The sequence below is a fragment of the Methylobacterium brachiatum genome (genome assembly GCF_900113845.1).
GTDB lineage: Bacteria > Pseudomonadota > Alphaproteobacteria > Rhizobiales > Beijerinckiaceae > Methylobacterium > Methylobacterium brachiatum.
In genome coordinates this window covers 123,195-149,741 of the sequence record NZ_FOQW01000014.1, presented here as the reverse complement: position 1 = coordinate 149,741, position 26,547 = coordinate 123,195, and the positions used below count along the sequence as shown (strand labels likewise).

The window sequence follows — 26,547 nt, the reverse complement described above, 5'->3', positions numbered from 1 at the left end:
GAAGCGAAAGCCGGGATCAGCGGGTGGGCGCGCCGGCGTCGTGACCGAGGTCGGCGTCCGGGATCAGAGTACCGTCCGCAACCACGTGATAATCATGACCTTTCCATGTCACCGCCCCCGACACGAAGGCCCAGGAGAAGTTCAGGAAGGAGAGGATGTCGCGGATCGGCAACAGTCCGTAGGGGTGCGGGGCGAGGCCGAAGGCCCGCTCGAGCTGCCGGCACAGGACGATCCGGCCGGCGAGCGCCAGGCCCGCCACCACCAGCGCGCCGGTGCCGGCGCCAGGCAGGAGCGCGCCCACCAGGGCCAGCGGGAAGGCGTGGGTCACGATCGAGCCGGCATAGCCTGCCGGGTCGACGTTGCGGATCGTGCGGTTCCAGCGCAGCTCGTGCCGCCACAGGCCGGAGAGGTCGGTGTCGACGCTGGTATGGCCGATGGTGAAGCTCGGGATCACCACCCGGCCGCCGAGGCCGCGCAGGGCGGCGCCGATCGCGTAATCGTCGGCGAGGTCGTTGCGGAAGCGGCGGAAGCCGCCCACCGCCTCCAGGTTCGCCCGGGTGAACGCGATGGTCGAGCCGAAGCACGGCTTGGCGAGCCCGAGGCTCAGGCCCATCACCACGTTGGGCAGGAACTGGACGTCGATCGCCAGCGCCGAGAGCTGGTCGTAGAGGCCCCGGAAGGCCGGGACGCCGTGATACAGGCAGGTGACGCCGGAGACGCCGTCCTGCGACAGCTCGGCGACCAGCCGCTCAAGGTAATCCGGCCGGACCACCATGTCGCTGTCGGCCAGGACGATCACGTCGTGGGCGATCCGCTCGGCCATGTTGATCAGGTTCGAGACCTTGCGGTTCGAGCCGTGCTGCCGGCCGTCGATCACCAGGTCGATGCGGGCGGCCGGATAGGCCTGCTTGAGCCGCTCCACCACGCCGATGGCCGGGTCCGCGGCCTTCTGGACACCGAACACCACCTGGACCGGGCCGGCATAATCCTGGCGCAGCACGGTCTCGAGATTCTCGTACAGGTTGGGCTCCAGGCCGCAGAGCGGCTTGAGCACCGTCACGGACGGGCGGGGCGCGTCCGCCGCCAGCGCCGGCACGGGCCGGGCGGCGAAGCGGCCGGCCAGGTAGGCGGCCGCCAGCGCATAGAGGCAGCCCGCGACCGCCAGCAGGAGGCAGAGCAGCGAGAGCCACGACAATGCGGTGAGCGCCAGGGCGGTGAAATCCATCCGGTCGGGTCCGTGCGGTCGTCCGGCCGCCTCAGGCGGCGATGGCCGCGTGCGGCCCGATCAGGGCGGCACGCACGGCGTCGGTAGTCACGGTGTCGGTTTTGCGGCGAGCATGCCGTCGGCGCGCTGACGGAGGAACTTCACCACCGCGTCGGCGCCGCCCGACTTCAACGGGGCGGACAGCGCGTTGCGCTGCGCGGCGATCTCGCTGACGTCGCCGTTGAGCAGCACGTCCTGGATGCGGTTCTCGGCATTCACCACGAAATCGACCGCGGAATCGTCGCCGTCGGCCGCGGTGACCCGGGTCGGCACGACGCGCTGGCTGCCGCGCTCCTCGACCTTCGGGGTCACCTCGAACTTGCCGCCGGCGGCCCGGGCGAGGCGATTGGCGTAGGTGACGGTCAGGCTGCGCTTGAATGCGTCGGTGACCGCCGCCTGCTGTTCCGGGGTGAAGCCCGACCATTTCGAGCCGACCGCGACGCGGGTCATGGCCGGGAAGTCGAACGCCTTCTCGAGCGCCGGCCCCACGGCCGCGACCCGGGCGGGCAGGGGGCTCGGGCCATCCTTCAAGGCGTCGGTGAAGGCGGCGTAGAGATCGCGCACGGTCTGCACCGCGGGATCGTCCGCGGCCCAGGCGGAGACGGGAGCGAGGAGGGGGGCGGCCAGCAAGGCAGCGGCCGCGAGCCGACGGGTCAGGCGCACTTCTTCAACTCCTCGCCATCGCCGATCCGCGAACCCATGCGGGGCGGGGCGTAGCTGTAGAACGGGCCGAGCGTCGCCGGCTGCGGCACCAGCTTGGCCGTGCGGCCGATGGCGACGTCCGGCTCGCGATCGGTCTCCACCGCGGTCTCGGCCGCGAGCTTGGCCTCGATCCGGTGCCAGAGCAGGAGGCCCGGCACGCCGACCCCGAGATCGGCGAAGCGCTTGACCAGCGACAGGGCCAGGGCCGCCTCGGCGGGAATGTTGAACAGGCCGCACAGGGCGATCAGGCCGCCCTCCTGGGCGCCGAGCGCGCCCGGCACCGCGAAGGCGGCGCCGCGGACCGCCTGAGCCAGGCTCTCGATCACCAGGGCCTGGGCGAAATCGACCGGGTAGCCCATGAAATGCAGGCAGACATAGACTTCGAGGGTGCCGATGACCCAGCCCACGAGGTGGATCGCCAGCGCGGCGACGAAGCGGCCGTGGTTGCCGTACATCCTCCGCAGGCTGTCGTAGAGCTGGTCGATGGCGCCGAAAGCGCGCCACTCGCGGCCCGAGGCGAAGCGGCTCATCAGGCCCTGGATGATCCGGTGCCCGGCCCGCCGCTGGATGAGATAGAAGGCGCCCAGCGCCGGCACGGCCACGGCCAGGCCGCCCGCCACCGTCCGGGCGATCGGGCCGTCGCCGGCGATCAGGACCAGCAGGCCGAGGCCGATGACGGTGAACAGGAGCTGCGTCAGCGCCTGCGTCATCAGGTCCACGAACATGCTGGCGCCGGCCATCGCGCCCGGGACGCCGCGCTTGGACATCAGCCGTGCGCCGACGAAATCGCCGCCCACGGTCGCCACCGGCAGCAGCGTGTTGATTCCCTCACGCACGAACCGCAGCGAGACGCAGTCGACCAGCCGGGCCGCGCCCGCCGGGAACACCACGTGCCAGCCGAGCCCCGCCCAGGCGACGGCCGCAAGGCGGGCGACCACCACGAGGGCGGCGCCCCAGCCGGCGCTCATGACGGCGGCCGACACGTCCTCCAGGCCGGAAGACATGAACAGGCCGACGACTGTGCAGAGACCGGCGATCGAGGCCAAGGTCGTCAGGCGCTTCATAATGGTCTTTCAAGCTCGCAAATGGCTTGATGCGGGAAATCGGTCACGGTCGCGGCAGAAATAGGTCCGGGCGACCAAGAACGTTTCTGCCACGTTGCAGCACGGATTACCGGTGTCTATCACCCGTTTGACACACCGGGAGCCAAAGCGGTGGCGGGGCGAAGGCGCCTACGCAGAAGACCGCGGCACGTCGCAGAAGGGGCACACGTCATGGAGCGCGAATCACCGATCACGGCCGTCGAGGCCGTGAGCGACGACACGCATGCCGGCGGTCCCCAGGGCGGAATGGCGCCGGGCGTGCCGGCGCCTCACTCCCCGGTCATGGCCTGGAACGAGTGGGACCCGCTGGAGGAGGTGATCGTCGGATCCCTCGACGGCGCCACCATCCCGACTCACCATCTCACGGTGATCTTCAATCTGCCGCGGGCGGCCCAGCCGTTCTACCGCTTCGCCAGCGGCTGGAAATATCCGAAGTTCATGAAGAAGCTGGCGCAGCAGGAGCTCGACAACTTCATCAAGATCCTGGCCGGCGAGGGCGTGAAGATCCGCCGCCCCGACGCGGTGGATTTCTCGCGCAAGTTCAAGGCGCCGCGCTGGACCTCCCGGGGCTTCTGCGTCGCCTGCCCGCGCGACCCGTATCTGGTCATCGGCGACGAGATCATCGAGAGCCCGATGTGCTGGCGCTCGCGCTACTTCGAGGGCGACGCCTACCGGTCGCTGTTCAAGGAATATTTCCGCGCCGGCGCCCGCTGGACCTCGGCCCCGCGGCCGCAGCTCACCGACGACCTCTACAATTACGATTACCGGGTGCCGAACCTGAAGGCCGGCGAGCCGATGCAGTTCACGGTTAACGAGTTCGAGCCGGTCTTCGACGCCGCCGATTTCGTCCGCTGCGGCCGCGACCTGTTCGTGACCCGCTCGAACGTGACCAACCTGATGGGCATCGAGTGGCTGCGCCGCCATCTCGGCCCGGGCTTCCGCATCCACGAGATCGAGAGCCGCTGCCCGCAGCCGATGCACATCGACTCGTCGTTCATGCCGCTGGCCCCCGGCAAGGTGCTGGTGAACCCGGACTACATCGACGTCGAGAAGCTGCCCGCCGTGCTCAAGAAGTGGGACGTGCTGATCGCCCCGCGCCCCGACCCGGTCGAGGGCTTCATGAGCAAGATCTCGATGTGCTCGCCCTGGACCTCGATCAACGTGCTCGCGATCACCGAGAAGAAGATCGTCGTCGACCAGAGCCAGCCGACCTTGATCAAGGCCCTCAAGGATTGGGGCTTCGATCCGATCCCGGCGCCGTTCCTGAGCTACGGCCCGTTCGGCGGCTCGTTCCACTGTGCCACCCTCGACGTCCGCCGCCGCGGCGTGCTGAAGTCGTATTTCTAGGGTCAGGATCCGCTCGCTCCGACGACCGCCATCGCGGGTCGTCGGCGAACACCGGACATCCAAACCTCTCCCCTCATCCTGAGGTGCCGGGCGATCGAAGATCGCTCGGCCTCGGAAGGAGCCCTCCAGGATCCACCGCGACTTCTGGAGGGCTCCTTCGAGGTCGACGCTGCGCGTCGCCACCTCAGGATGACGCCGAGGATGGGATAGACAAGTCGAGCATGCCTTCCGATGCGTCCGCTCCGGGAAGCAGACGACCGAACATTCACGGCACCGAAATCCCCGCGATCAGCGCCCTGTTGAATCCCTCGGGGTCGGACATCTGCGGCGCGTGGCCGAGCGCCGGGAACTCCACCAGCTTGGCGCCGGGAATCGCCTTCGCGGCCGCCTTGCCGAGCTCCGGGTAGTTGCCGAGCGAGGCCCGCACCTCCGGCGGGGCGAGATCCTTGCCGATCGCCGTGTTGTCCTTCTGGCCAATCATCAGCAGGGTCGGCACCGCGATCTGCGGCAGCCAGTAGACCACGGGCTGGGTCAGGATCATGTCGTAGAGGAGCGCCGAGTCCCAGGCGACCGCCTCCTTGCCCGGGCCGGCGTTGAGCCCCGCCAGCATCGTCACCCAGGGCTCGTAGCGCGGCTCCCACTGGCCGGCGTAATAGGTCGCGGTCTCGTAGGCGCGAATCGACTCCGCCGAGACCTTCAACTCGCGCTGGTACCATTGCTCCACCGAGGTCGGGGGCACGCCCTTGGCGCTCCAATCTTCCAGACCGATCGGGTTGACCAGCACCAGCTGGGCCACATCCTTCGGGTAGAGCAGGGCGTAATGCGCGGCCAGCATGCCGCCGGTGGAGTGCCCGACCAGGATCGGCCGCGCGATCCCCAGCTTGTCCAGCAGGGCGCGGGTGTTCTCGGCGAGCTGGCGGAACGTGAACTGGTAGGCGGCCGGCTTGCTCGACTTGCAGAACCCGATCTGGTCCGGGGCGATCACCCGGTAGCCGGCCCCGGTGAGCGCCCGGATCTGACTCTCCCAGGTCGCCGCGCAGAAATTCTTGCCGTGGAGCAGCACGACGGTGCGCCCGTTCGGCTTTTCCGGCCGGACGTCGAGATAGGCCATCTGCAGGGGTTGGCGCTGCGACGTGAAGGCGTAGCGCTCCACCGGGAAGGGGTAGTCGAACCCTTCGAGTTCGGGCCCGTAGGCGGGCGCGGCCAGAGCGGCGCCGGGGAGCATCAAAGCCAAAAGGGCGGCGAGGACGGATCGGAGCATGGGCTGCCTGGATCTGCGACGGCGGGAGCGCGCGTTCGCCCGCCCAAATCGGGCATCGACGCCGTCCTGTCCAATCGCCGGCCCAGCGGATCTTCGCGGTTGCATGCGCCCGCGCTATCTCTCGGAGCGTCCCGCCGGCTCCTGGCCCGGCGCGCAGGAGCCCACACCGATGCGCCTCCCCATCCTGGCCGCCCTCGCCGGCGCCCTGGTCCTTGCCGCAGCGCCGGCCCAGGCCGCGGATGCCTGCGACGCTCTCGCGGCTAAGGTGATCCGGATCACGGGCGCCTCGCTCGCCGGGCGGGAAGGCCCGTTCGCGTTGTTCCGCGCGCAGGATGCCGAGCGGATGAGCCTCGATTGCCGGGCGCCGGCCCGGATCACGATCGCCTCCCGCGACCGGGAGCCGCCGCGCGCCTATTTCACCCTGGTGGGGCTCGCCGCCCGAGCCCTCACCGGGACGGACGTCCCCGGCGCCGAGGTGCTGGCGCTCAACCTCCATCAGGACAGCCTGTTCGCCGACGCGCCGCAGCGAGGCGGCACCGCCCGGGCGCTGATGCTGTGCGAGACCGGACCGCGGACGGACGCGCTCCGAGACGACCTCACAGTCTGCCGCGTCGCACCCCGGGTCGGGGTTTCGCGAATCCGCCGCGCGGGGTAGAGCCCAGCCCATGTCGACACGCGAAACACCCGGCCCCGTCGTCCAGGTCGGCGAAGCACGCTTCGCCAACCACCTGCCGCTCACGCTGATCGCCGGGCCCTGCCAGCTCGAAGGGCGCAACCACGCCCTGGAGATCGCCGCTGCGCTCAAGGAGATGGCGGCGGGCCTCGGGATCGGCCTCGTGTTCAAGACCTCGTTCGACAAGGCCAACCGGACCTCCGGCACCGCGGCCCGGGGCATCGGCCTCGAAGGCGCCCTGCCGGTCTTCGCCGAGATCCGCGAGACCTTGAGCCTGCCGGTCCTCACCGACGTGCACGCCGCCGAGCAATGCGCGCCGGCGGCCGAGGCGGTGGACGTGCTTCAGATCCCGGCCTTCCTGTGCCGCCAGACCGACCTGCTCCTGGCCGCCGCCGCCACCGGCCGGGCGGTCAACATCAAGAAGGGCCAGTTCCTGGCGCCCTGGGACATGAAGCACGTCGCCGCCAAGGTGACCGAGGCCGGCAACCCGAACGTCATCGTCACCGAGCGCGGCGCCTCCTTCGGTTACAACACCCTGGTCTCGGACATGCGCAGCCTGCCGATCATGGCGCAGGTGACCCACGGGGCGCCGGTGGTGTTCGACGCCACCCATTCCGTGCAGGAGCCGGGCGGGCAGGGCGCCAGCTCCGGCGGCCAGCGGGAATTCGTCGCCGTGCTGGCCCGGGCCGCGGTGGCGGTCGGCGTCGCCGGCGTGTTCATCGAGACCCACCCCGATCCGGACCGGGCCCCCTCGGATGGCCCCAACATGGTGGCTCTTCGGGATATGCCGGCGCTGCTCGAAGAGCTGATCGCCTTCGACCGGCTCGCCAAGAAGCGCCACGCCTGATCCGACGTCAGGCTGGCTGGAGGACGTGGATGCGCAGGGGCTGGACCAGGGCGTAGCGCCCGTCGGCCTCACGCTCGGCCGCCTCGTGGAACGCCGCCTCCACCACCGGGCGCCGCGCCTCGATCGTCGCGGCGCGGGCCGGATCGACCGCGCTGACCCGCGCCAGGAAGGCGTCGAGGGAGGCGAAGCTCTCGCGGCGCATCACCGTCACGTCCTGTCGGCACAGGAAGGCGCCGGCATCTAGCGCCGCCGCGATGGCGTCCTGCGCGGCGGCCCGGACCGCGGTCTCGTCCTCGATGGGGCGCAGGGCGTCGAAGAAGCTGCCCTCCGCCAGGGGCTCGACCACAACCAGCAGGCCGCCCGGCACTAGCACCCGCGCCGCCTCGGCAAGCGCCGCGGCCGGGTCGGGGACATGGTGCAGGGCATTGAACATCACGGCCCCGTCGAAGTGCGCCGCGGGAAAGGGCAGCGCTTCGGCCGAGGCGGCCTCGAACCGCGCCCCAGGCACGGCGGCCCGCGCCGTCTCCAGAGCCGCAACGCCCGGATCGATGCCGGTCACCGCCGCGCCGTCCGCGATGAGCCGCTTGGCCAGGGTCCCGGGCCCGCAGCCGATATCGAGGAGGCGTTTGCCCGGGAGCGGCGCGAAGGTCTCGCGGATCAGCGTCAGGGCATCCATGGCGGGGCTCTCCGGACTGGCGCCGGTCAGGGGCGCGCACGCAGCTAAGCACAGTCCCGGTTGGAACGGGATGCGTCGCGCGGCGTCATTCCCGCTGGAAGACTGTCCGGCCCCGCCAGCCCGCCCGATGCGCAGCGCCCTTAGGGCGGACGCCGCAACGGTGCGGAAACTATTCACAAGACCAGCGACGGACAGTTCTGCAAACCCGACCCTTGGAAACCGACTCCACGGCGGGCCGCGCAGATGAACCGCTGTTCAGGCAGCCAACCTCCCCCTGAAATCGGTTCTGAAAACTTGGAACCGACCGCCGAGCGGCCACGTTAATGGGCATGTTCGATCGCGGATCGAGAAGGAACATTATGCGCAAGATTGGTATCATCGCCACCGCCGCCGCTCTGGCTCTCGGCAGCGTCGCTGCCACGACCGGCGCCGAAGCCCGTCCGTACGGCTTCCACGGCGGCTACGGCCATGGCTATGGTCACGGCTACGGCTACCGCGGCGGCCGTCGCGGCATCGGCACCGGTGCGGCCATCGGTCTCGGCATCGCCGGCCTCGCCGCCGGTGCGGTCGCCGCCGGTGCGGCCAACAACTACTACAACGGTGGCTACGGCGGCGGTTACGGCTACGCTCCGGCCTACGGCGCTCCGGCTTACGGCTACGGCGCCCCGGCCTATGGCTACTACGGCTCGCCCTACTAAGGGCAGCGATCCCACGGATCAGAGGGCGACCGGCGCGAGCCGGTCGCCCTTTTCGTATGCGCTTCAGCGCCCGCGATAGGGCGCGACGCCGGTCTCCGGCAGCCAGATGGTCTTGGGCGGCTCGCCGGTCTGCCAGAACACGTCGATCGGGATGCCGCCGCGCGGGTACCAGTAGCCGCCGATGCGCAGGTAGCGCGGCTCGAGCAGGTCGCGCAGCCGCTTGCCGATCGCCACCGTGCAATCCTCGTGGAACGCCCCGTGATTGCGGAAGGCGCCGAGGTAGAGCTTCAGCGACTTCGACTCCACGAGCCAGTCGCCAGGCACGTAATCGATCACCAGGATCGCGAAATCAGGCTGGCCCGTGACCGGACAGATCGAGGTGAACTCGGGCGCGGTGAAGCGCGCCACGTAGTCGGTATCGGCATGGGGGTTCGGCACGCGGTCGAGGCGGGCCTCGTCCGGCGAGGCGGGCAGGGACGTGGCCTGGCCGAGTTGGAGCGTCTCAGATGCGGTCATGGCGCCCCTATAGATCCGGACAGTCCGGGATTCAAAAGGGCAGAGCCCTTTTGCGGGACCAGGGCGGAGCCCTGTTCATGGGGCGCCGCCCCACACCCCGCCAAAGGGCTGAGCCCTTTGTGATCCTGTATTTAGACTGCCGGCACGTGAGGGGTGTCACGACACGTGCACAGGCGCGACCTACGCCGGTGCTTGCCGCCGAACGCGGCTTGACGGATAAGCCGCCGCGATGCGCCGCACCCCGGATCGGGGCTGCCGCCGCCGACAAGCGGCCCCGCGAGAGGACGTTCCATGACCGCGATCACCAATATCAGCGCCCGCGAGATCCTCGACAGCCGCGGCAACCCCACGGTCGAGGTCGATGTCCTGCTGGAGGACGGCTCGTTCGGCCGCGCCGCGGTCCCGTCGGGAGCGTCCACGGGCGCCCACGAGGCGGTCGAGCTGCGCGACGGCGACCAGAGCCGCTTCCTCGGCAAGGGCGTGCTGAAGGCGGTCGAGGCCGCGCAGACCGAGATCCTCGACGCGATCGGCGGCATGGAGGCCGAGGATCAGGTCGCCGTCGACGAGGCGATGATCGAGCTCGACGGCACGCCCAACAAGGCGCGCCTCGGGGCGAACGCGATCCTGGGCGTGTCGCTGGCGGTCGCCAAGGCGGCGGCCGAGGCCTCGGGCCTGCCGCTCTACCGTTATGTCGGCGGCGTGCAGGGCCGGGTCCTGCCGGTGCCGATGATGAACATCATCAACGGCGGGGCGCACGCCGACAACCCGATCGATTTCCAGGAATTCATGATCATGCCGGTGGGCGCGGACTCGCTCGCCGACGCCGTGCGCATGGGCTCCGAGGTGTTCCACACCCTCAAGGGCAAGCTGAAGAAGGCCGGCCACAACACCAATGTCGGCGACGAGGGCGGCTTCGCCCCGAACCTGCCCTCGGCCGAGGCCGCCCTCGACTTCGTGATGGACGCGATCAGCGCCGCGGGCTTCAAGCCGGGCCAGGACATCGCTCTGGCGCTCGACTGCGCCGCCACCGAGTTCTTCAAGGACGGCGCCTACGCCTACGAGGGCGAGGGCACGAACCGGTCGATCGAGGCCCAGGTCGATTACCTGGCGCAGCTGGTGGCGAACTACCCGATCCTGTCGATCGAGGACGGCATGTCCGAGGACGATTGGGCCGGCTGGAAGCTCCTGACCGACAAGATCGGTGCGCAGTGCCAGCTCGTGGGCGACGACCTGTTCGTCACCAATGTCGAGCGCCTGTCCCGGGGCATCGCCGAGCGCACCGCCAACTCGATCCTGATCAAGGTCAACCAGATCGGCTCGCTCACCGAGACCCTGGCGGCCGTCGATATGGCCCAGCGCGCCGGCTACACCGCGGTGATGTCGCACCGCTCCGGCGAGACCGAGGATTCGACCATCGCGGACCTCGCGGTCGCCACCAATTGCGGGCAGATCAAGACCGGCTCCCTCGCCCGCTCGGACAGACTGGCCAAGTACAACCAGCTGATCCGCATCGAAGAGGGCCTCGGCCCGCAGGCGCTCTACGCCGGCCCCTCGGCGATCAAGCACCTGGCTCGGGGCTGAGCCCTGTTTGCTCGCGCAAGGAAGACGATCGGTCAGAGGAGTCCGCGTGACGCCTCAGACCGATCCTTGGATCGGTACGGCGATCAGATAAATCGCCGTGTCATTCCGGGGACGCGCAGCGGCGCCCCGGAATGACGGGGTGGGTATCCCGGCGCTCCTGCCACAGCGGTTACCCCGCCGGCAGTGTCCAGACCTTCTGCGGCCGCGCCAGGCCGCGCAACTCGATGACGCCCACCGGGTCCAGCGTCCGGCTGCATCGCTGGGCGAAGGAATCCGAGACCAGCAGCGTGTGGCCGAGGGCCTCGCACTGGCTCTCGATCCGGCTGGCCTCGTTCACCGCCCGCCCGATCACCGTGAAGTCGAGGCGGCGCTCGGTGCCGACATTGCCGTAGACCACCGTGCCGAAATGCACGACGCAATCGGCCGTCAGCTCCGGCAGCCCCGCCTCGCGGCGCCGGCGATTGAGCGCAGCGTTGGCCGCCAGCCCGTCCGCGGCCGCCTCGAGGGCGCTGCTGCAGACCGGGCACGGCAGGGTGCCGGCATCGGCCACCGGGAAGATCGCCAGGAAGCCGTCGCCCAAAAATTTCAGGATCTCGCCGCCGTGTCGCGCCACGGGATCGCCCAGCGCGTCGAAATGCTCGTTGAGCCAAGTGACCATGTCGTAGGGGTCGGCCCGGTCGGACAGGGCCGTGAAGCCGCGCAGGTCGGTCAACAGGATCGCGGCCGGGATGGCCCGCCCCTGGCCGCGCCGGATCTGGCCGTCGAGGATCCGCTCGGCGGTGGAACGCCCGAGATAGGTCGCCGAGACCTCGCGCAGGGTGTGCCCGAGACCGAGCTTGGCCACCGCGAGCGCGAGGACCGGCAGGACCGCCGCGACCGCCGCGAGGTCTGTCCGGGAGAAGCCGGACCGGGCCCGGGTGCAGAACGAGATCGCGACGCCGCGCAGCGCGGTGCCGGGCGCGAAGCCGACGATATGGACCGCATATTCGGTCCCGCCCTCGGCGCGCAGGTCGTGCAGGACCGGGTAGTCGGTCTCCGGGCCGGGGCGGTCGAGGCGCCAGCGCCCGAAAACCTCCTCCCGCTCCAGCATCGCGAAGATCGGGCTGCGCAGCCAATCCGCCTCCTGCTCGGCGCCGTGCGGATTGGGCACGAAGCTGAGCCCCTGGCCGAGATGCCAGTTCAGGCTGACCCCGCGCACGAGCGGATCGATGGCCGGCGTCATGACGCTGACCCGCCAGAGCGGGACGCCGGCATCGCACAGGGCCTCGCAGACCCGCGCGAGCATCGTGTCGTGGTCATCGGTCGCGGTGGCGTGCTCGGCGATCCAGCGTGTCAGGTCGGTCATATCCATCTGCGCGGTTTCGCTCCACCTGTCCGGCCTGCCCACAATCATAACCGGCGGGCGCGATCCGCCAGCTCCGAAAAGCTCCGTTAACCTTTCCGCGCGAGGCTCCCGCCATGGTCGTCCGCCGCCGCGTCAGAATGGTCCTCTTGCCCCTGGGTCTCTGGACCCTGTCGGCGCTCGTGGTCGGCTTCTTCGTGTGGCAGGCCGAGAGCGGCAATCGCGGCCTCGAGGCCAAGAAGGTGCTCAAGATCCGCGCCTACGGCCTCACCCAGGAACTCGCCGCCGTGCGGGCGGAGCGCGCCACCTGGGAGCACCGGGTCGCGCTGCTGAAGAGCGACCAGATCGACCGCGACCTCCTCGAGGAGCGCGCCCGGATCGTGCTCGGCCGCGTCCACGCCAACGACGTGGTCATCATCACGCCCTGAGGTCACCGGGGGACCGGCGCGGCCGCGACCTGAGATCACCATCGTCGCATCCCGAAAGCCGGCAGCCACCGTTCGGGACGATGCCTGAGATCCACTCTGACAAGAGCGGCGACCTGTCAGAGCGTCCACCCTCGCTTTCCAAACGGTGCTGTCCTACACCCCGTTCCAGTCGCGTGGAATCACGGGGAGAGCGCCGATGGACGCCGCCAAGGAGCCTGCGAAGGACGCTTCGTCCTCGCAACCGCAGGTCGCGAGCCCGGAGGCTGGAAGCTCCCAGGCCGTCGAGGCGCACAAGCCCGCGCCGAACATGCCGCAATTCACCCGCGAGGAAGACCTCCACGCCTATCACGAGATGCTGCTGATCCGGCGTTTCGAGGAGAAGGCCGGCCAGCTCTACGGCATGGGCCTGATCGGCGGCTTTTGCCACCTCTATATCGGCCAGGAAGCCGTGGTGATCGGCATGCAGATGGCCTCGATCGAGGGCGATCAGGTCATCACCGGCTACCGCGACCACGGCCACATGCTGGCCTGCGGCATGGACCCGAAGGGCGTCATGGCCGAGCTGACCGGCCGCCGGGGTGGCTACAGCCGCGGCAAGGGCGGCTCCATGCACATGTTCAGCCGCGAGAAGCAGTTCTTCGGCGGCCACGGCATCGTCGGCGCCCAGGTCTCGCTGGGCACCGGCCTCGCCTTCGCGGACCGTTACCGGGAGAACGGCAAGGTCAGCCTCACCTATATGGGCGACGGCGCGGCCAACCAGGGCCAGGTCTACGAGAGCTTCAACATGGCCGCGCTCTGGAAGCTGCCGGTCGTGTACGTCATCGAGAACAACCGCTACGCCATGGGCACCTCGGTGGCCCGGGCCTCGGCGCAGACCGACTTCTCCAAGCGCGGCCTCTCCTTCGGCATCCCGGGCGAGCAGGTCGACGGCATGGATGTCCGCACCGTGCGCGAGGCGGCGACCCGGGCGGTCGAGCACGCCCGCTCCGGCCAGGGCCCCTACATCCTCGAGATGCAGACCTACCGCTATCGCGGCCACTCCATGTCCGATCCGGCCAAGTACCGGACCAAGGACGAGGTCTCGAAGATGCGCGACGAGCACGACCCGATCGAGATGGTGCGCAAGCGCCTGCTCGAGCTGCACGGGGTGCCGGAGGCGGAGATCAAGGCGACCGACGCCAAGGTCCGCGAGACCGTGAACGCGGCGGCCGAGTTCGCCACCAACGATCCCGAGCCGGATCCCGCCGAGCTCTGGACCGACATCCTGCTGGATGCGCACGCCTAGCGCGTCCCCGAACCCCTGGCCGCCCCTACCGAAAAGACGACCGCAGAGCTGAGCATGGCGACCGACATCCTGATGCCCGCCCTCTCCCCGACCATGGAGGAGGGCAAGCTCGCCAAGTGGCTGAAGAAAGAGGGCGATCCGGTCAAATCCGGCGACGTTCTGGCCGAGATCGAGACCGACAAGGCGACCATGGAGGTCGAGGCCATCGACGAGGGCGTGCTCGCCAAGATCCTCATCGAGGAAGGCACCGAGGGCGTCGCGGTCAACACCCCGATCGCGATCATCGCCGGCGAGGGCGAGGACGTGTCGGAGGCCGCGGCCAGCGGCGGCAAGCCGAAGCCCAACGGCGCCGGCGGCCACCCGGCCCCGACCCCGGACATGCAGGCCGAGGGCATGGCCGAGAAGCCGGCCCCCGCCGCGAAGACCGGCTCCGACGCCCCGAAGGCGCCCGCGGCGCCGGCGATCATCACCAACAAGGCCGACGAGCCGGTGATGGAGGAATTCCCGGCCAACACCCCGATGGTCACCACCACGGTGCGCGAGGCCCTGCGCGACGCCATGGCCGAGGAGATGCGCCGGGACGGCGACGTCTTCGTCATGGGCGAGGAAGTCGCCGAGTATCAGGGCGCCTACAAGATCACCCAGGGGCTGCTGCAGGAATTCGGCGCCAAGCGCGTGGTCGACACCCCGATCACCGAGCACGGCTTCGCCGGCATCGGCGTCGGCGCGGCGCTGTCCGGCCTGAAGCCGATCGTCGAGTTCATGACCTTCAACTTCGCCATGCAGGCGATCGACCACATCATCAACTCGGCGGCCAAGACCCTCTACATGTCCGGCGGCCAGCTCGGCTGCCCGATCGTGTTCCGCGGCCCCAACGGCGCCGCCGCGCGGGTCGGCGCCCAGCACAGCCACGATTACGCCGCCTGGTACTCGAACGTGCCGGGCCTGAAGGTGATCGCCCCCTACACGGCCTCGGACGCCAAGGGCCTGCTCAAGGCCGCGATCCGCGACCCGAACCCGATCATCTTCCTCGAGAACGAGATCCTCTACGGTCAGTCCTTCCCGGTGCCGCAGTTCGACGACTTCGTGCTGCCGATCGGCAAGGCGCGGGTCCACCGGACCGGCAAGGACGTAACCATCGTGTCCTTCGCGATTGGCATGACCTACGCGCTCAAGGCCGCGCAGATCCTGGCCGAGGAGGGGATCGAGGCCGAGGTCATCGACCTGCGCACGATCCGGCCGATGGATTCCGAGACGGTGGTGCGCTCGGTCAAGAAGACCGGCCGCTGCATCACCGTGGAGGAGGGGTTCCCGCAATCCGGCATCGGCGCCGAGATCGTGGCCCGCCTGATGGTCGACGCCTTCGACTATCTCGACGCCCCGGTCCTGCGCATCACCGGCAAGGATGTGCCGATGCCCTACGCGGCGAACCTCGAGAAGCTCGCCCTGCCGAACGTGGCCGAGGTCGTCGAGGCGGCCAAGAGCGTCTGCTACAAGTGACGGGATTCGCGGGCGGCCCCGCAGCCCCGTCCCTCCGCCCCGTCCGGGTTCGGAAACCAGCCGGCGCGTCATGAGCCAGGATCCCAAACAGGACTTCGTCGAACTCGCCATCCCGCCGGACGCCCGCGCGCAGGGCGGCATCGAGGTGCTGCGCGCGTCCGTGGTGGACGGCGCCGTCAGCGTCGCCCTGCGCCGCTCCTTCGACGACCCCGCGACCTGGGGCCGGCTGCTGATCGATCTCGGCCGGCAGGCGGCCCGTGCCTACGCGCTGGAGACCGACATGTCGGAGGAGGAGGCGTTCGAGCGCATCCGCGCCGGCTGGGAGGCCGAGGGGCTCGACCCCGGCGGCTTCAACTAGCGATGGCGGCTTCCGACCATGGCTGAGGCGGCTGTCCGGCGGGCGACCTACGCGGATCTCGAAGCGGTCCCGGACCATCTGGTGGCGGAGATCATCGATGGGGTTCTGGAGACTCACGGGCCCCTGCCACCCGTGCAGGGCGCAGCTGCCTTCTCGCTGGCGGCGATCCTGGGTTCGCACACGCCCCGCAGACGCGACGATCCAGATGCCTGGATCTACATGAGCAAGCCTGAGCTTCGCTTCGGCCCTCAGGTGGTGGTGCCCGATCTCGCCGGCTGGCGTCGCCAGCGGATGCCGACCGAACCGACGGCTGCCTGCATCGAGACGTCGCCGGACTGGGTGTGCGAGATCCTCTCGCCCTCCACGATCCGCCTCGATCGCGGCCGCAAGCGCCGCATCTACGGGGAGGCCGGAGTCGACTTTCTCTGGCTGCTCGATCCGGCCGCGGGCGTCCTGGAAGGTTTTGCCCTCACGGACGGGCGCTGGCTGCTGCTGGACACCGTCCTGCGCGGTGAGACGGTAGCCATCCCGCCGTTCGACGCCGTCCCGTTCCCCCTCGACGATCTGTTTCCCTTCGACGATCCGGCCGCCCCGGCCTTGCCCGAGACCTGATGCCATGCCGATCAACGTGCTCATGCCCGCCCTCTCGCCGACCATGGAGAAGGGCAACCTCGCCAAATGGCTGAAGAAGGAGGGCGACGCCGTGAAATCCGGCGATGTCCTCGCCGAGATCGAGACCGACAAGGCGACCATGGAGGTCGAGGCCATCGACGAGGGCGTGCTCGCCAAGATCGTCGTGCCCGAGGGAACCGCGGACGTGCCGGTCAACGACCTGATCGCGGTGATCGCCGCGGAGGGCGAGGATCCGTCGAGCGTCCAGGCCGCGGGCGGCGGCGGCAAGGCTGCGCCGGAGGCCAAGGCCGAGGCGAAGTCCGAGCCGACATCCGCCGCGGCGCCGGCCCCGGCCGATCAGAACACCACGCCCGGCGGCGGGCACATGTCCTACGAGCGGGTGAACGAGGCGCCGGAGGGCGCCCAGCCCGGCGGGACCGCGCCGCAGCAGCAGGCCGGTGCAGGCGGCCGGGTGTTCGCCTCGCCGCTCGCGCGCCGGATCGCCAAGCAGGAGGGCGTCGACCTCGCCGCCGTAGAAGGCAGCGGGCCGCACGGCCGCATCATCGCCCGGGACGTCCAGGCCGCCAAGGCCTCCGGCGGCACCAAGGCGCCGGCGCCGCAGGCCGCCGCCGAGGCCCCCAAGGCGGCCGCCCCCGCGCCGAAGGCCGCGCCCGCCGGCGGCGCGCCGGCCGGCCTCACCCTCGATCAGGTCCGGGGTTTCTACGCCAAGGATTCCTACGAGGAGGTGCCGCTCGACGGCATGCGCAAGACCATCGCCAAGCGCCTCACGGAGGCGATGCAGGTGGCCCCGCACTTCTACCTCACGGTCGATTGCGAGCTCGACGCGCTGATGAAGCTGCGCGAGACGCTCAATGCCTCAGCGGGCAAGGACAAGGACGGCAAGCCGGCCTTCAAGCTCTCGGTGAACGACTTCGTCATCAAGGCGATGGGCCTGGCGCTCACCCGCGTGCCCGCCGCCAACGCGGTCTGGGCCGAGGACCGGGTACTACGCTTCAAGCAGGCCGAGGTCGGCGTCGCTGTGGCGATCGATGGCGGGCTGTTCACCCCGGTGATCCGTCGGGCCGACGAGAAGACGCTCTCCACCATCTCCAAGGAGATGAAGGACTTCGCGGCCCGCGCCCGGGCCAAGAAGCTGAAGCCCGAGGAGTACCAGGGCGGCGTCACCTCGGTGTCGAATCTCGGCATGTTCGGGATCAAGCACTTCACGGCGGTAATCAACCCGCCGCAATCGAGCATCCTGGCGGTGGGCGCCGGCGAGAAGCGCGTGGTCGTGAAGGACGGCGCGCCGGCCGTGGTCCAGGTGATGACCTGCACCCTGTCCTGCGACCACCGCGTCCTCGACGGCGCGCTCGGCGCGGAGCTGATCGCGGCCTTCAAGGGGCTGATCGAGAACCCGATGGGCATGTTGGTCTGAGCCGGAGCACGCAATGTCCGACACCTACGACATCCTCATCATCGGCGCCGGGCCCGGCGGCTACGTCACGGCGATCCGGGCGGCGCAGCTCGGCTACAAGACCGCCGTGGTCGACCGGGAGCACCTGGGCGGCATCTGCCTGAACTGGGGCTGCATCCCCACCAAGGCGCTGCTGCGCTCAGCCGAGATCTACCACTACATGCAGCACGCCTCCGATTACGGCCTGTCGGCCAAGGAGGTGTCGTTCGACACCGCCGCCATCGTGAAGCGCTCGCGGGGCGTCTCGGGCCGGCTCAACGGCGGCGTCGGCATGCTGCTCAAGAAGAACAAGGTCGACGTGATCTGGGGCGAGGCCGCGGTCGACAGCGTGGCCAAGGGCAACCAGCCCGGCCAGGTCACCGTCAAGGAGTCCAAGCGCGCCGAGCCGCCCAAGGGCGCCAAGGGCGCCGGGACCTACCAGGCCAAGCACATCATCGTGGCCACCGGCGCCCGGCCCCGGGCGATCCCCGGGATCGAGCCCGACAAGAAGCAGATCTGGACCTATTACGAGGCCATGGTCCCCGAGACGATGCCCAAGAGCCTGCTCGTCATGGGCTCGGGTGCGATCGGGATCGAGTTCGCCTCGTTCTACCGGACCATGGGCGCCGAGGTGACCGTGGTGGAGCTGCTGCCGCAGATCCTGCCGGTTGAGGATGCGGAGATCGCCGGCATCGCCCGCAAGCGCTTCGAGAAGCAGGGCATCAAGATCCTCACCGGCGCCAAGGTGACCAAGGTCGAGAAGGGCGCGGATTCGGTCACCGCCACGATCGAGGGCGGCGACGGCAAAACCCAGCAGATCACCGCGGAGAAGCTGATCTCGGCGGTGGGCGTGGTCGGCAACATCGAGAATATCGGCCTCGAAAAGCTGGGGGTGAAGATCGACCGGGGCATCGTCGTCACCGACGGGCTCGGCCGGACCAACGTGCCCGGCCTCTACGCGATCGGCGACGTCGCCGGCCCGCCGATGCTCGCCCACAAGGCCGAGCACGAGGGCGTCATCTGCGTCGAGACCATCAAGGGCCTGGACACCCACCCGATGGACAAGGCCAAGATCCCGGGCTGCACCTATTGCCAGCCGCAGATCGCCAGCGTCGGGCTCACCGAGGCCAAGGCCAAGGAGCTGGGCTTCGCCGTGAAGGTCGGCCGCTTCCCGTTCGCGGGCAACGGCAAGGCGATCGCGCTCGGCGAGCCGGACGGTCTGGTCAAGACCGTGTTCGACGCCAAGACCGGCCAGCTGCTCGGCGCCCACATGGTCGGCGCCGAGGTGACCGAGCTGATCCAGGGCTACGTTGTGGCGATGAACCTGGAGAGCACCGAGGAGGAGCTGATGCACACGGTGTTCCCGCACCCGACGCTCAGCGAGATGATGCACGAGAGCGTGCTCGATGCCTACGGCAAGGTGATCCACACCTGAGCGGGCGTACGGCGCGGGGCGGCTCTGGCGCCTCGCGCCGCGGGCGGCCCGCGGTGCGCCTCAGGACGGGACTCGGGTCCGCTCTCCGGGTGGGCGGACGGATTCAGACATCGTCGATTCGGTGAGGCAGGGGTTCCCGCTACCACACGGGAGAGGGGGCACGCGGCTCGCTTCAAGCCCCGAAGTGCGAACATGGTAGCGCGCAAGGGAAGAAGCGGTCGGCTCGTTCGGGACCGGCTCTCCGGACGCTGCATCGTCCATCGGGGAGCGAGAACCCGGAAAACGTGCGGCTTTCGCCTTGCGAAAGCCCGTCACAGGAGCGCGGAAACGCCCCTAGGTCGGCGACTCGGAATTCCCGTTCGACCGGGCGGTCAGGGCGAGGCTGATGCCCTGGAACAGTGCGATCACGAACACGGTCGCCAGGCTGCCGCCGATGGGGATCAGCACGAGGGCCCAGGGGTCGAAGCCCCGGACCACGAGCAACGTCACACCGCTTCCGATCACGGACGCGATGATCATGCGAAAGATGCAGCATTCCGACGGTTGCATGAAACCTCCCGGTCGGCAGCCCCCCTGACCTATAATCGAAATCTTAAGGATTTTTGCAACCGTTAATAGTACGCATTGCGGGCATTCGCGGGAGACGGGTAGCGCAACCGCTCGCTGCGGCGTCGTCCTCCGGGGGGAGCGCGTTTTCCGCCCTCGCTTCGCATGCGATGCCAGCGGCCCCGTCGGCCGAGGCTGCGATCGCGGAAACAGGTTCCGCTCGCACAGCAAGGGTCCCTGGACGCCGCAGTCCGCGATGCGGTCCGGAGACGGACCGGGCCCACGCGCCCCGCACGGCTCAGCCGTTCCCGCGCTCCACCGGCTCGGCCTGGTCCTGCGACGGCACGTAGGCGCACCACTCGCAGATACCGCGCTCGGCGCCGCGGCTGGCATTGCGCTGCGAGCAGAGCGGGCAGACGAGCAGGATCAGCCGGCCGCCGGAGCGCAGGGCGAGCCCGCGGCCCCGGAACGTGACCTCTGTGGCCTCATCGCCGGCGCGTCGGTCGCGCGTCCTGTCGCTCATCGGACCTCCGCGAAAGCGCGCTTCAGGCCGGCCGGAGGGGCGATACGGATCCTCGATTCCACGATCATGGCAACGCTACTCCCGAACCGGTCCGGAGATACAAGTGGCGGGCCAGCGAATGGCTCCGCTTGGCCTGTGAATGCGCCGGATGCGCCGGGCGCAAATCCTGCCTATGACTCGCCTCGGCTCGGAGCGCGGTGGCGACGGGAATCGCGGTTTCGGCAGGCGCGCATGTCCGGTCGGGACAGCGCAACCGCGCCCGATGGCGGCGCGGACGAGCCCAGGAGCGATGCAGGATACGATGCCCGAGCAAGCAGAGACGACGATGGCGGCCCGGAGCGGCGCGCCGACCTTCGCGGATGTCGCCCGGGCGGCGGAACGCATCGCCGGCATCGCCCATCGCACCCCCGTGCTGACGTCGCGCACCGCCGATGCGCGGACCGGCGCGAAACTGTTCTTCAAGGCCGAGAACCTGCAGCGGGGCGGGGCCTTCAAGTTCCGCGGGGCCTACAACGCGATCAGCGCCCTGCCGGAGGCGGTCCGCGCCCGCGGCGTGCTGTCGTTCTCCTCTGGCAACCACGCCCAGGCCATCGCCCTGGCGAGCCAGCTGCTCGGCATCCCGGCAACCATCGTCATGCCGGGCGACGCACCGGCGGCCAAGATCGCCGCGACAAGGGGCTACGGCGCCGAGGTCGTGCTGTACGACCGCTACACCCAGGATCGCGAGGCGCTGGGCCGCGAGCTCGCCGAGCCCAAGGGCATGACGCTGATCCCGCCGTTCAACCACCCGGACGTGATCGCCGGGCAGGGGACCCTGGCCCAGGAGCTGATCGAGGAGGCCGGGCCGCTCGACGTGCTGGTGGCCTGCCTCGGCGGCGGCGGCCAGCTCGCGGGCTGCGCGCTCGCCGCCGCCGCCCTGTCGCCCGGCTGCCGGGTGATCGGCGTCGAGCCGGAGGCCGGCAATGACGGGCAGCAATCGTTCCGCACGGGCCGGATCGTGACCATCCCGGTGCCCCGGACCATCGCGGACGGGGCGCAATCGACGGCGCTCGGCGACCTGACCTTCGCGATCATCCAGCGCGAGGTCGCCGACATCCTCACCGTCTCGGACCCGCAGCTAATCGAGACCATGCGGTTCTTCGCCGAGCGGATGAAGCTTCTGGTCGAGCCGACCGGCTGCCTGGCGGCGGCGGCCGTGCTGCACGGGCTGGTGGACGTGAAGGACAAGCGCGTCGGCGTGGTGATCAGCGGCGGCAACGTCGATCTCGCCACCTTCGCGCGGCTCGTGGGCGAAACCGCCTGACGCGCCGAATGCCGCGGCCCTGTGTCTCCGCCCCGGTGGACCGGGCGGGGGCGGATGCTTATCTTATGTCCGTCAGAATGCGCGCTCCCGGGCCTTGAACCCGGATGGGCGGGAGGGTGACGATGTTTTCAGGGTTCAAGGTTCTGTCGCTGACCGATCGGGCGGCCGAGCGGATCAAGGCGATCATGGCGGATGCCGACCGGCCGATCGCCGGCCTGCGGGTCGGCGTGCGGAACGGCGGCTGCGCCGGCATGTCCTACACGATGGAATACGCCGAGGCGCCCAAGCCCGGCGAGGACGTGGTCGAGGATCGCGGCGTCCGGGTGTTCGTCGATCCGAAGGCGGTGCTGTTCCTGCTCGGCACCGAGATGGACTTCACCACCACCAAGCTCGCCTCGCAGTTCGTGTTCAACAACCCGAACCAGACCTCCGCCTGCGGCTGCGGCGAATCGGTGGCGATCACGCCGGTCTCCGAGGACCGGATCCCGGCCCGGGCCTGAAGCCGGCTCTCAGGCGACCTGAGAAAGCGAGTCGGCCGCGTCGTCCACGACGCGGTTGCGGCCGGCGCGCTTGGCCGCGAACATGCACAGATCGGCCCGCTCGAGCAGCGAGGCCGGCGTATCCTCGGCATGCAGCACCGCGATGCCGAGCGAGATCGTGACCTTGCCGAGCGATTCGCCGGTGGAGCGCTTCACCAGCTCCCGGCCCATGACGCTGGCCCGGACCTGCTCGGCCACCTGCCGGGCCAGGGTCCGGTCGGCGCCCGGCAGCACGATGCCGAATTCCTCGCCTCCGAACCGGGCGAGCAGCGCCTGCTTGCCGGCATTCTCGCGCATGACGATCGCCACGAGGCGCAGCACCTGATCGCCCGTGAGATGGCCGTAGAGGTCGTTGAACCGCTTGAAGAAGTCGATGTCGAGGACGATCAGGCTCATCGGGGTGGCCCCCAGCCGCGCGGCCTCGAGGGACGCCTTCAGGGTCTCCTCGAAATGCTTGCGGTTCGACAGGCCAGTCAGCGCGTCGGTGAGGCTCTCCAGCCGGCTGGCCTCGAGCTTCTCGCGCAGGGTCTCGATCTCGCTGCGGGTCTCGCGCATCCGCGCTTCCAGCACCCGGTTGTTCACCGCGACCTCGCGGGTGGTGGAGACCAGGGTCGACACGATCTCGCCGAGCCGGGCCCGGGTCGGCATGCCCTGGGCCAGGTCCTGGGCGAGCCCGCGCAGGGCCTCGCCGTATTGCGCGGTCGAGCCGAGCGACAGGTCGAGGATCTCGGTCACCGCCGCGATCTCGTCGAGCATGCCGCGGCTGACATCGCCGGTGGTGCTCGTGAGCTGGCGTCCGTCGAGATAGGTCTCGTGCAGGTCGTCGATATCGGATTCGGTCAGGCTGCCGTTCTGCGTGGTCAGGCGCTTGATCGAATCGCCGAGCAGCGGCAGCTCGCCCGAGACGTAGGCGTACCAGACCGCGTAGGCCCGCGGCGTGGCCGAGGGACCGTAATCGCGGATCAGATCGTGCGCGCGCTTCGCCAGCGCGAAGCTGCGGTCACGATCCGAATAGGTCTCCTGGCTCATCCGCATCCCGCCGTACGAGGCCGCCGGTGAAATGCGACATCACGGCCCGAATCCCAATCTAGGGCGGGTTGGTAGCAGGAACGTTAAGCTAGGATGTCCGGACGTTACTTATCTTTCTTTGCCAAGACTGGTCGAAGCAAGAAGGCCGGAACATGTGACCCGAGACCGATCGGCGTATCGCCGTCGGGATCGTTGCGGCGTCCACGCTCCTCGCGCGACCGCTCCTCGCGCACCGGCTCGGGACGCGGGGCCGGACGCGCCTCGCCGCGCCGGCTGGACGAATCTCCGCGCGAGCGCTGACGACCGCTGGCCTCGCCGCGCCCGTTGGACTTGGCCTCCGCCCGCGCGGGTTCGGCCCGAACCTCGGGCTTCTCCTCAACCGCCTTGGCCTCGGAGGAGCGGCCCTCGGAGCCGCGCTTCTCGGACGATCGGCCCTCGGACTTGCCCGAACGCCGCCCGCCGCGACCCTCGCCCGACCGGCCGCGATGGCGCGTGCCGGTATCGGCCGACGGGTCGGCCACGGTGGACAGGTCGCCGTCGAACCACGGGATCGGCTGCCCGATCAGCGCCTCGATGGCGCCGAGGGAGCGGTCGTCCCCGGGGGCGACCAGGGTGTAGGCGGTGCCGCTGCGGCCCGCGCGGCCGGTGCGGCCGATCCGGTGGACGTAATCCTCCGGGTGGTGCGGGATGTCGAAGTTGAAGACGTGGCTGACCGCCGGGATGTCGAGGCCGCGGGCCGCCACGTCGCTGGCGACCAGAAGCGCGGTCTCGCCGTTGCGGAAGGCGTCGAGCGCCGTGGTGCGGGCACGCTGGTCCATGTCGCCGTGCAACGCCGCGGCGTCGAAGCCGTGGCTCACCAGCGACTTCTGGAGCAGCGCGACGTCGCGCTTGCGGTTGCAGAAGATGATGCCGTTGTTGAGCTCGGCCTCGCCCCGGATCAGGCTGCGCAGGCGCTCGCGCTTGGCATGGCCGTCGGAGCCCACCGCCACCAGCCGCTGCGTGATGGTCGAGGCCGTGGAAGCCGGCCGCGCCACCTCGATCCGCTGCGGGTTGTGCAGGAACATGTCGGCCAGCCGCTCGATCTCCGGCGGCATGGTCGCCGAGAAGAACAGCGTCTGCCGGGTGAACGGCACCATCTTTACGATGCGCTCGATATCGGGGATGAACCCCATGTCGAGCATCCGGTCGGCCTCGTCGATCACCAGCAGCTCGACCCCGGTGAGCAGCAGCTTGCCGCGCTCGAAATGGTCGAGGAGCCGGCCCGGCGTGGCGATCAGCACGTCGGTGCCGCGGGTGAGCTTGGCATCCTGGTCGGCGAAGGAGACGCCGCCGATGATCAGGGCGACGTTGAGCTTGTGGTTGGTGCCGTAGCGGTCGAAATTCTCGACCACCTGGGCCGCCAGCTCGCGGGTCGGCTCCAGGATCAGCGTGCGGGGCATCCGGGCCCGGGCGCGGCCGTTCTCCAGCAGCGTCAGCATCGGCAGCGTGAACGCCGCGGTCTTGCCGGTGCCGGTCTGGGCGATGCCGAGGACGTCCCGGCGCGCCAGCACATGGGGGATGGCCTGAGCCTGGATCGGCGTCGGCTCGGTGTAACCCGCCGCTTCGACGGCGTTGAGGACTTTCTCGCTCAGTCCCAGGTCGGAAAAAGGCATCTGCGTTCAGGAACCGTTGCGCGCCCGGCCGGCGCGGTGGACACCGTCGCGGCAACGGCTCGGAAAGGCTCTGATAGGGCGCACGAACGCTCCCGTGGCCGCGGGGCGCATGGGCCAGTCAGTTAGGGCCTTGGCGCTGCTTGTCAATCTCGCAATGCGCGCATCCGGGTCCCACGCACAGCCGATCAGGGGTGCGGGCGGTCCAGGGCGGGCAACAGGCAGGGGTCGAGGCGGGTCGCGCGCGCGGCACCGGCGGCGGTGATCGAGCCGGTCGTCTCGGGATCGGCCGGAACGGCGCGCCCGCCGAGAGCGAGCTGAGTGGGCGCCGGGATGGTCTGACCGAGCCGGGCGAGCTGATGGGTCGCCACGAGGGCGAGCAGCCCGACTAGGCCCGAGATGCGCAGCGCCCAGGCCAGGGACCCCGCGGGCCGGGTCGAGCCGCCCGCCCTGGGCTCCGGCGTCGCGCCCGGTGCCGCGTCGAACGCGGCCGGCCGGCGGGTCCCGAACGGTTTCGTCGGCCGTTCGACGGGCGGCAGCATGGGCATTCCTCTCCGCCGCCCGAGAAGCCGGCGACGGTTGAAGCGGATGCTAAAGCCGGCAGGGTTAACCGCCTGTTGACACAAGACCGTGCTTTGGAGCGCCGGGCGGACCGCAATAAAACAGCGTCGCCGAACGCGGTTTGTGCCACCCGGATCAATGACGGCCCGCAGACTGCCTAGATACCATCGCCACCCGATCCGACCGACCGACTAATGTTCAGGGTTTGCCGGGGCGTCGATGCAGCTTCTGATACACAGTTTCACGCCAGGACGGGGAATCTGTGCGCGTAACCTTCACCTTTCGTTGACGAGACCACGCTAGTCTGGCCAAGCTTGTTGCAGGAAAGCGACAGACCCGCTGACCGAGAGCGCCTAGAAGGCAGCCGGCTCAAGCCAACCCCAGGACCAATGGCACCATGAAAAAAGTTCTTCTTGCATCGACCGTTCTCGCCGGCATGACCGTCGCCGCTTCCGCGGCCGACCTGCCGCGTCGCGCTGCGCCGCCGCCGGTGTTCACGCCGGTGCCGGTGTTCACCTGGACCGGCTTCTACGTGGGTGTGAACGCGGGCTACGGCTTCGACGCTAGCAGCCGCAACACCACCAACTACGCCCTGCCGTCCGGCTCGCTGATCAACTCGGCCAACACGAACGCCGTCGTCAGCGTCAACGACCGCAGCAACAACGACGGTTTCACCGGCGGCGCGCAGATCGGCTACAACTACCAGTTCACGCCGGGCTCGGGCGTCGTGGTCGGTATCGAGGCTGACGCCCAGTATGTCGACTTCGCCCGCCGCGCCAACGGCACCCTGAACTACGGCGTCACCGGCGTTCCGGGCACCGCGTTCTCGGCCCCCCGCGCCTTCGTCGCCACCAGCGGCAACGGCCTCGACTATTTCGGCACCGTGCGCGGCCGCCTCGGCTACGCCTTCGACCGGACCCTCGTGTACGCCACCGGCGGTTACGCCTACGGCTCGGGCCAGGACGACCAGAACTTCGCTGGCAACCGCTTCCGCGACAGCTTCCGCTCCGGCTACGCCGTCGGCGGCGGCATCGAGTACGCCCTGCCCACCGACTCGTTCCTGAACTTCTTCAAGTCCTCGGCCGTGACCCTGAAGATCGAAGGCCTGTACGTGAACCTCGACCGCCAGAAGAACACCGCCGGTGGCGTGTTCTACGGCAACCTGCTGGCCCCGAACGGCGTGGCGTACCTCAACGGCGCCGCCGCCAACACCGAGTTCGCCGTCGTCCGCGCCGGCCTGAACTACAAGTTCGGCTCGTACTAAGATCGACGATCGGCGCCGGCCCAGCCGGCGCCGTCTCAACGGGGCCCGACCG

Annotated in this window: 27 protein-coding genes; 15 read left to right on the top strand and 12 right to left on the bottom strand. The window is 69.6% G+C overall.

The window, feature by feature from the left end; genetic code table 11:
* Window positions 1–16: 16 nt before the first annotated feature.
* The 3 genes from hpnI to BMZ47_RS19435 form a co-directional block, all read right to left on the bottom strand.
* The gene (hpnI, locus tag BMZ47_RS19445) at window positions 17–1,225 is read right to left on the bottom strand and encodes a bacteriohopanetetrol glucosamine biosynthesis glycosyltransferase HpnI (RefSeq protein WP_091863841.1); all 1,209 of its coding nucleotides are present in this window, start codon (window positions 1,223–1,225) and stop codon (window positions 17–19) included.
* A gap of 87 nt (window positions 1,226–1,312) precedes the next feature.
* Window positions 1,313–1,927 carry an MlaC/ttg2D family ABC transporter substrate-binding protein gene (locus BMZ47_RS19440; protein WP_007566221.1) on the bottom strand — a complete coding sequence of 205 codons (615 nt, stop codon included), beginning with the start codon at window positions 1,925–1,927 and terminating at the stop codon, window positions 1,313–1,315.
* Window positions 1,918–3,030, bottom strand: coding sequence for a flippase-like domain-containing protein (locus tag BMZ47_RS19435; RefSeq protein WP_091863840.1), 1,113 nt, complete (start codon window positions 3,028–3,030; stop codon window positions 1,918–1,920). Before BMZ47_RS19435 ends, BMZ47_RS19440 begins: the two co-directional genes overlap by 10 nt.
* Window positions 3,031–3,240: 210 nt before the next feature.
* On the opposite strand from BMZ47_RS19435, the gene BMZ47_RS19430 reads away from it, so the two are divergent.
* Entirely contained in the window at window positions 3,241–4,416 is a 1,176-nt protein-coding gene (locus BMZ47_RS19430) for a hypothetical protein (protein ID WP_007566217.1), read from the top strand.
* A gap of 265 nt (window positions 4,417–4,681) precedes the next feature.
* Here BMZ47_RS19430 and BMZ47_RS19425 read toward each other — a convergent pair whose 3' ends face one another.
* Window positions 4,682–5,677: an alpha/beta fold hydrolase gene (locus tag BMZ47_RS19425; protein ID WP_091863839.1), complete on the bottom strand. Its 996-nt coding sequence runs from the start codon at window positions 5,675–5,677 to the stop codon at window positions 4,682–4,684.
* Between the two features lie 169 nt (window positions 5,678–5,846).
* Here BMZ47_RS19425 and BMZ47_RS19420 point away from each other — a divergent pair, with 169 nt between their 5' ends.
* Both BMZ47_RS19420 and kdsA read left to right on the top strand, forming a co-directional pair.
* Window positions 5,847–6,332, top strand: coding sequence for a hypothetical protein (locus BMZ47_RS19420; protein WP_091863863.1), 486 nt, complete (start codon window positions 5,847–5,849; stop codon window positions 6,330–6,332).
* Window positions 6,333–6,342: 10 nt separating this feature from the next.
* Complete coding sequence (gene kdsA, locus BMZ47_RS19415) at window positions 6,343–7,197, top strand: 3-deoxy-8-phosphooctulonate synthase (protein WP_091863838.1); 855 nt, start codon at window positions 6,343–6,345, stop codon at window positions 7,195–7,197.
* Between the two features lie 7 nt (window positions 7,198–7,204).
* On the opposite strand, the gene BMZ47_RS19410 is transcribed toward kdsA, so the two are convergent.
* The gene (locus tag BMZ47_RS19410) at window positions 7,205–7,873 is read right to left on the bottom strand and encodes a class I SAM-dependent methyltransferase (protein ID WP_091863837.1); all 669 of its coding nucleotides are present in this window, start codon (window positions 7,871–7,873) and stop codon (window positions 7,205–7,207) included.
* 359 nt (window positions 7,874–8,232) lie between these two features.
* Here BMZ47_RS19410 and BMZ47_RS19405 point away from each other — a divergent pair, with 359 nt between their 5' ends.
* Window positions 8,233–8,571, top strand: a complete 339-nt coding sequence (locus BMZ47_RS19405) for a hypothetical protein (protein WP_050732171.1) — start codon at window positions 8,233–8,235, stop codon at window positions 8,569–8,571.
* Between the two features lie 63 nt (window positions 8,572–8,634).
* On the opposite strand, the gene queF is transcribed toward BMZ47_RS19405, so the two are convergent.
* Window positions 8,635–9,087, bottom strand: coding sequence for a preQ(1) synthase (queF, locus tag BMZ47_RS19400; protein ID WP_007566206.1), 453 nt, complete (start codon window positions 9,085–9,087; stop codon window positions 8,635–8,637).
* A gap of 291 nt (window positions 9,088–9,378) precedes the next feature.
* Here queF and eno point away from each other — a divergent pair, with 291 nt between their 5' ends.
* A complete protein-coding gene (eno, locus tag BMZ47_RS19395) occupies window positions 9,379–10,668 on the top strand; it encodes a phosphopyruvate hydratase (RefSeq protein WP_007566202.1) in 1,290 nt (429 codons plus the stop codon).
* Between the two features lie 169 nt (window positions 10,669–10,837).
* Here eno and BMZ47_RS19390 read toward each other — a convergent pair whose 3' ends face one another.
* Window positions 10,838–12,019 carry an adenylate/guanylate cyclase domain-containing protein gene (locus BMZ47_RS19390; RefSeq protein ID WP_091863836.1) on the bottom strand — a complete coding sequence of 394 codons (1,182 nt, stop codon included), beginning with the start codon at window positions 12,017–12,019 and terminating at the stop codon, window positions 10,838–10,840.
* 107 nt (window positions 12,020–12,126) lie between these two features.
* On the opposite strand from BMZ47_RS19390, the gene BMZ47_RS19385 reads away from it, so the two are divergent.
* The 7 genes from BMZ47_RS19385 to lpdA all read left to right on the top strand — a co-directional run bounded on the left by BMZ47_RS19385 (window position 12,127) and on the right by lpdA (window position 19,081).
* Window positions 12,127–12,438 carry an FtsB family cell division protein gene (locus BMZ47_RS19385; protein WP_007566199.1) on the top strand — a complete coding sequence of 104 codons (312 nt, stop codon included), beginning with the start codon at window positions 12,127–12,129 and terminating at the stop codon, window positions 12,436–12,438.
* Window positions 12,439–12,634: 196 nt separating this feature from the next.
* A complete protein-coding gene (gene pdhA, locus BMZ47_RS19380; protein ID WP_007566197.1) occupies window positions 12,635–13,723 on the top strand; it encodes a pyruvate dehydrogenase (acetyl-transferring) E1 component subunit alpha in 1,089 nt (362 codons plus the stop codon).
* Between the two features lie 54 nt (window positions 13,724–13,777).
* Entirely contained in the window at window positions 13,778–15,223 is a 1,446-nt protein-coding gene (locus tag BMZ47_RS19375; protein ID WP_091863835.1) for a pyruvate dehydrogenase complex E1 component subunit beta, read from the top strand.
* Window positions 15,224–15,293: 70 nt separating this feature from the next.
* The gene (locus tag BMZ47_RS19370) at window positions 15,294–15,581 is read left to right on the top strand and encodes a DUF5076 domain-containing protein (RefSeq protein WP_091863834.1); all 288 of its coding nucleotides are present in this window, start codon (window positions 15,294–15,296) and stop codon (window positions 15,579–15,581) included.
* A gap of 18 nt (window positions 15,582–15,599) precedes the next feature.
* The gene (locus BMZ47_RS19365; RefSeq protein ID WP_091863833.1) at window positions 15,600–16,193 is read left to right on the top strand and encodes a Uma2 family endonuclease; all 594 of its coding nucleotides are present in this window, start codon (window positions 15,600–15,602) and stop codon (window positions 16,191–16,193) included.
* Window positions 16,194–16,197: 4 nt separating this feature from the next.
* The gene (locus BMZ47_RS19360) at window positions 16,198–17,628 is read left to right on the top strand and encodes a pyruvate dehydrogenase complex dihydrolipoamide acetyltransferase (RefSeq protein WP_091863832.1); all 1,431 of its coding nucleotides are present in this window, start codon (window positions 16,198–16,200) and stop codon (window positions 17,626–17,628) included.
* Between the two features lie 13 nt (window positions 17,629–17,641).
* Complete coding sequence (gene lpdA / locus BMZ47_RS19355; protein WP_007566188.1) at window positions 17,642–19,081, top strand: dihydrolipoyl dehydrogenase; 1,440 nt, start codon at window positions 17,642–17,644, stop codon at window positions 19,079–19,081.
* Window positions 19,082–19,414: 333 nt separating this feature from the next.
* Here lpdA and BMZ47_RS19350 read toward each other — a convergent pair whose 3' ends face one another.
* Both BMZ47_RS19350 and BMZ47_RS19345 read right to left on the bottom strand, forming a co-directional pair.
* A complete protein-coding gene (locus BMZ47_RS19350; RefSeq protein ID WP_244471478.1) occupies window positions 19,415–19,570 on the bottom strand; it encodes a hypothetical protein in 156 nt (51 codons plus the stop codon).
* Between the two features lie 355 nt (window positions 19,571–19,925).
* The gene (locus tag BMZ47_RS19345; protein ID WP_007566185.1) at window positions 19,926–20,150 is read right to left on the bottom strand and encodes a hypothetical protein; all 225 of its coding nucleotides are present in this window, start codon (window positions 20,148–20,150) and stop codon (window positions 19,926–19,928) included.
* 289 nt (window positions 20,151–20,439) lie between these two features.
* Here BMZ47_RS19345 and BMZ47_RS19340 point away from each other — a divergent pair, with 289 nt between their 5' ends.
* Both BMZ47_RS19340 and BMZ47_RS19335 read left to right on the top strand, forming a co-directional pair.
* Entirely contained in the window at window positions 20,440–21,453 is a 1,014-nt protein-coding gene (locus BMZ47_RS19340; protein ID WP_091863830.1) for a threo-3-hydroxy-L-aspartate ammonia-lyase, read from the top strand.
* A gap of 122 nt (window positions 21,454–21,575) precedes the next feature.
* Entirely contained in the window at window positions 21,576–21,953 is a 378-nt protein-coding gene (locus tag BMZ47_RS19335; protein ID WP_007566183.1) for a HesB/IscA family protein, read from the top strand.
* Window positions 21,954–21,962: 9 nt separating this feature from the next.
* On the opposite strand, the gene BMZ47_RS19330 is transcribed toward BMZ47_RS19335, so the two are convergent.
* The 3 genes from BMZ47_RS19330 to BMZ47_RS19320 all read right to left on the bottom strand — a co-directional run bounded on the left by BMZ47_RS19330 (window position 21,963) and on the right by BMZ47_RS19320 (window position 25,212).
* The gene (locus BMZ47_RS19330) at window positions 21,963–23,021 is read right to left on the bottom strand and encodes a GGDEF domain-containing protein (protein WP_091863829.1); all 1,059 of its coding nucleotides are present in this window, start codon (window positions 23,019–23,021) and stop codon (window positions 21,963–21,965) included.
* 104 nt (window positions 23,022–23,125) lie between these two features.
* Window positions 23,126–24,673, bottom strand: a complete 1,548-nt coding sequence (locus BMZ47_RS19325) for a DEAD/DEAH box helicase (protein WP_091863828.1) — start codon at window positions 24,671–24,673, stop codon at window positions 23,126–23,128.
* A gap of 185 nt (window positions 24,674–24,858) precedes the next feature.
* On the bottom strand, window positions 24,859–25,212 hold the full coding sequence (locus tag BMZ47_RS19320) for a hypothetical protein (protein ID WP_091863827.1): 354 nt from the start codon (window positions 25,210–25,212) through the stop codon (window positions 24,859–24,861).
* A gap of 416 nt (window positions 25,213–25,628) precedes the next feature.
* On the opposite strand from BMZ47_RS19320, the gene BMZ47_RS19315 reads away from it, so the two are divergent.
* Complete coding sequence (locus tag BMZ47_RS19315) at window positions 25,629–26,495, top strand: outer membrane protein (RefSeq protein WP_091863826.1); 867 nt, start codon at window positions 25,629–25,631, stop codon at window positions 26,493–26,495.
* The last annotated feature ends 52 nt before the right edge of the window (window positions 26,496–26,547 follow it).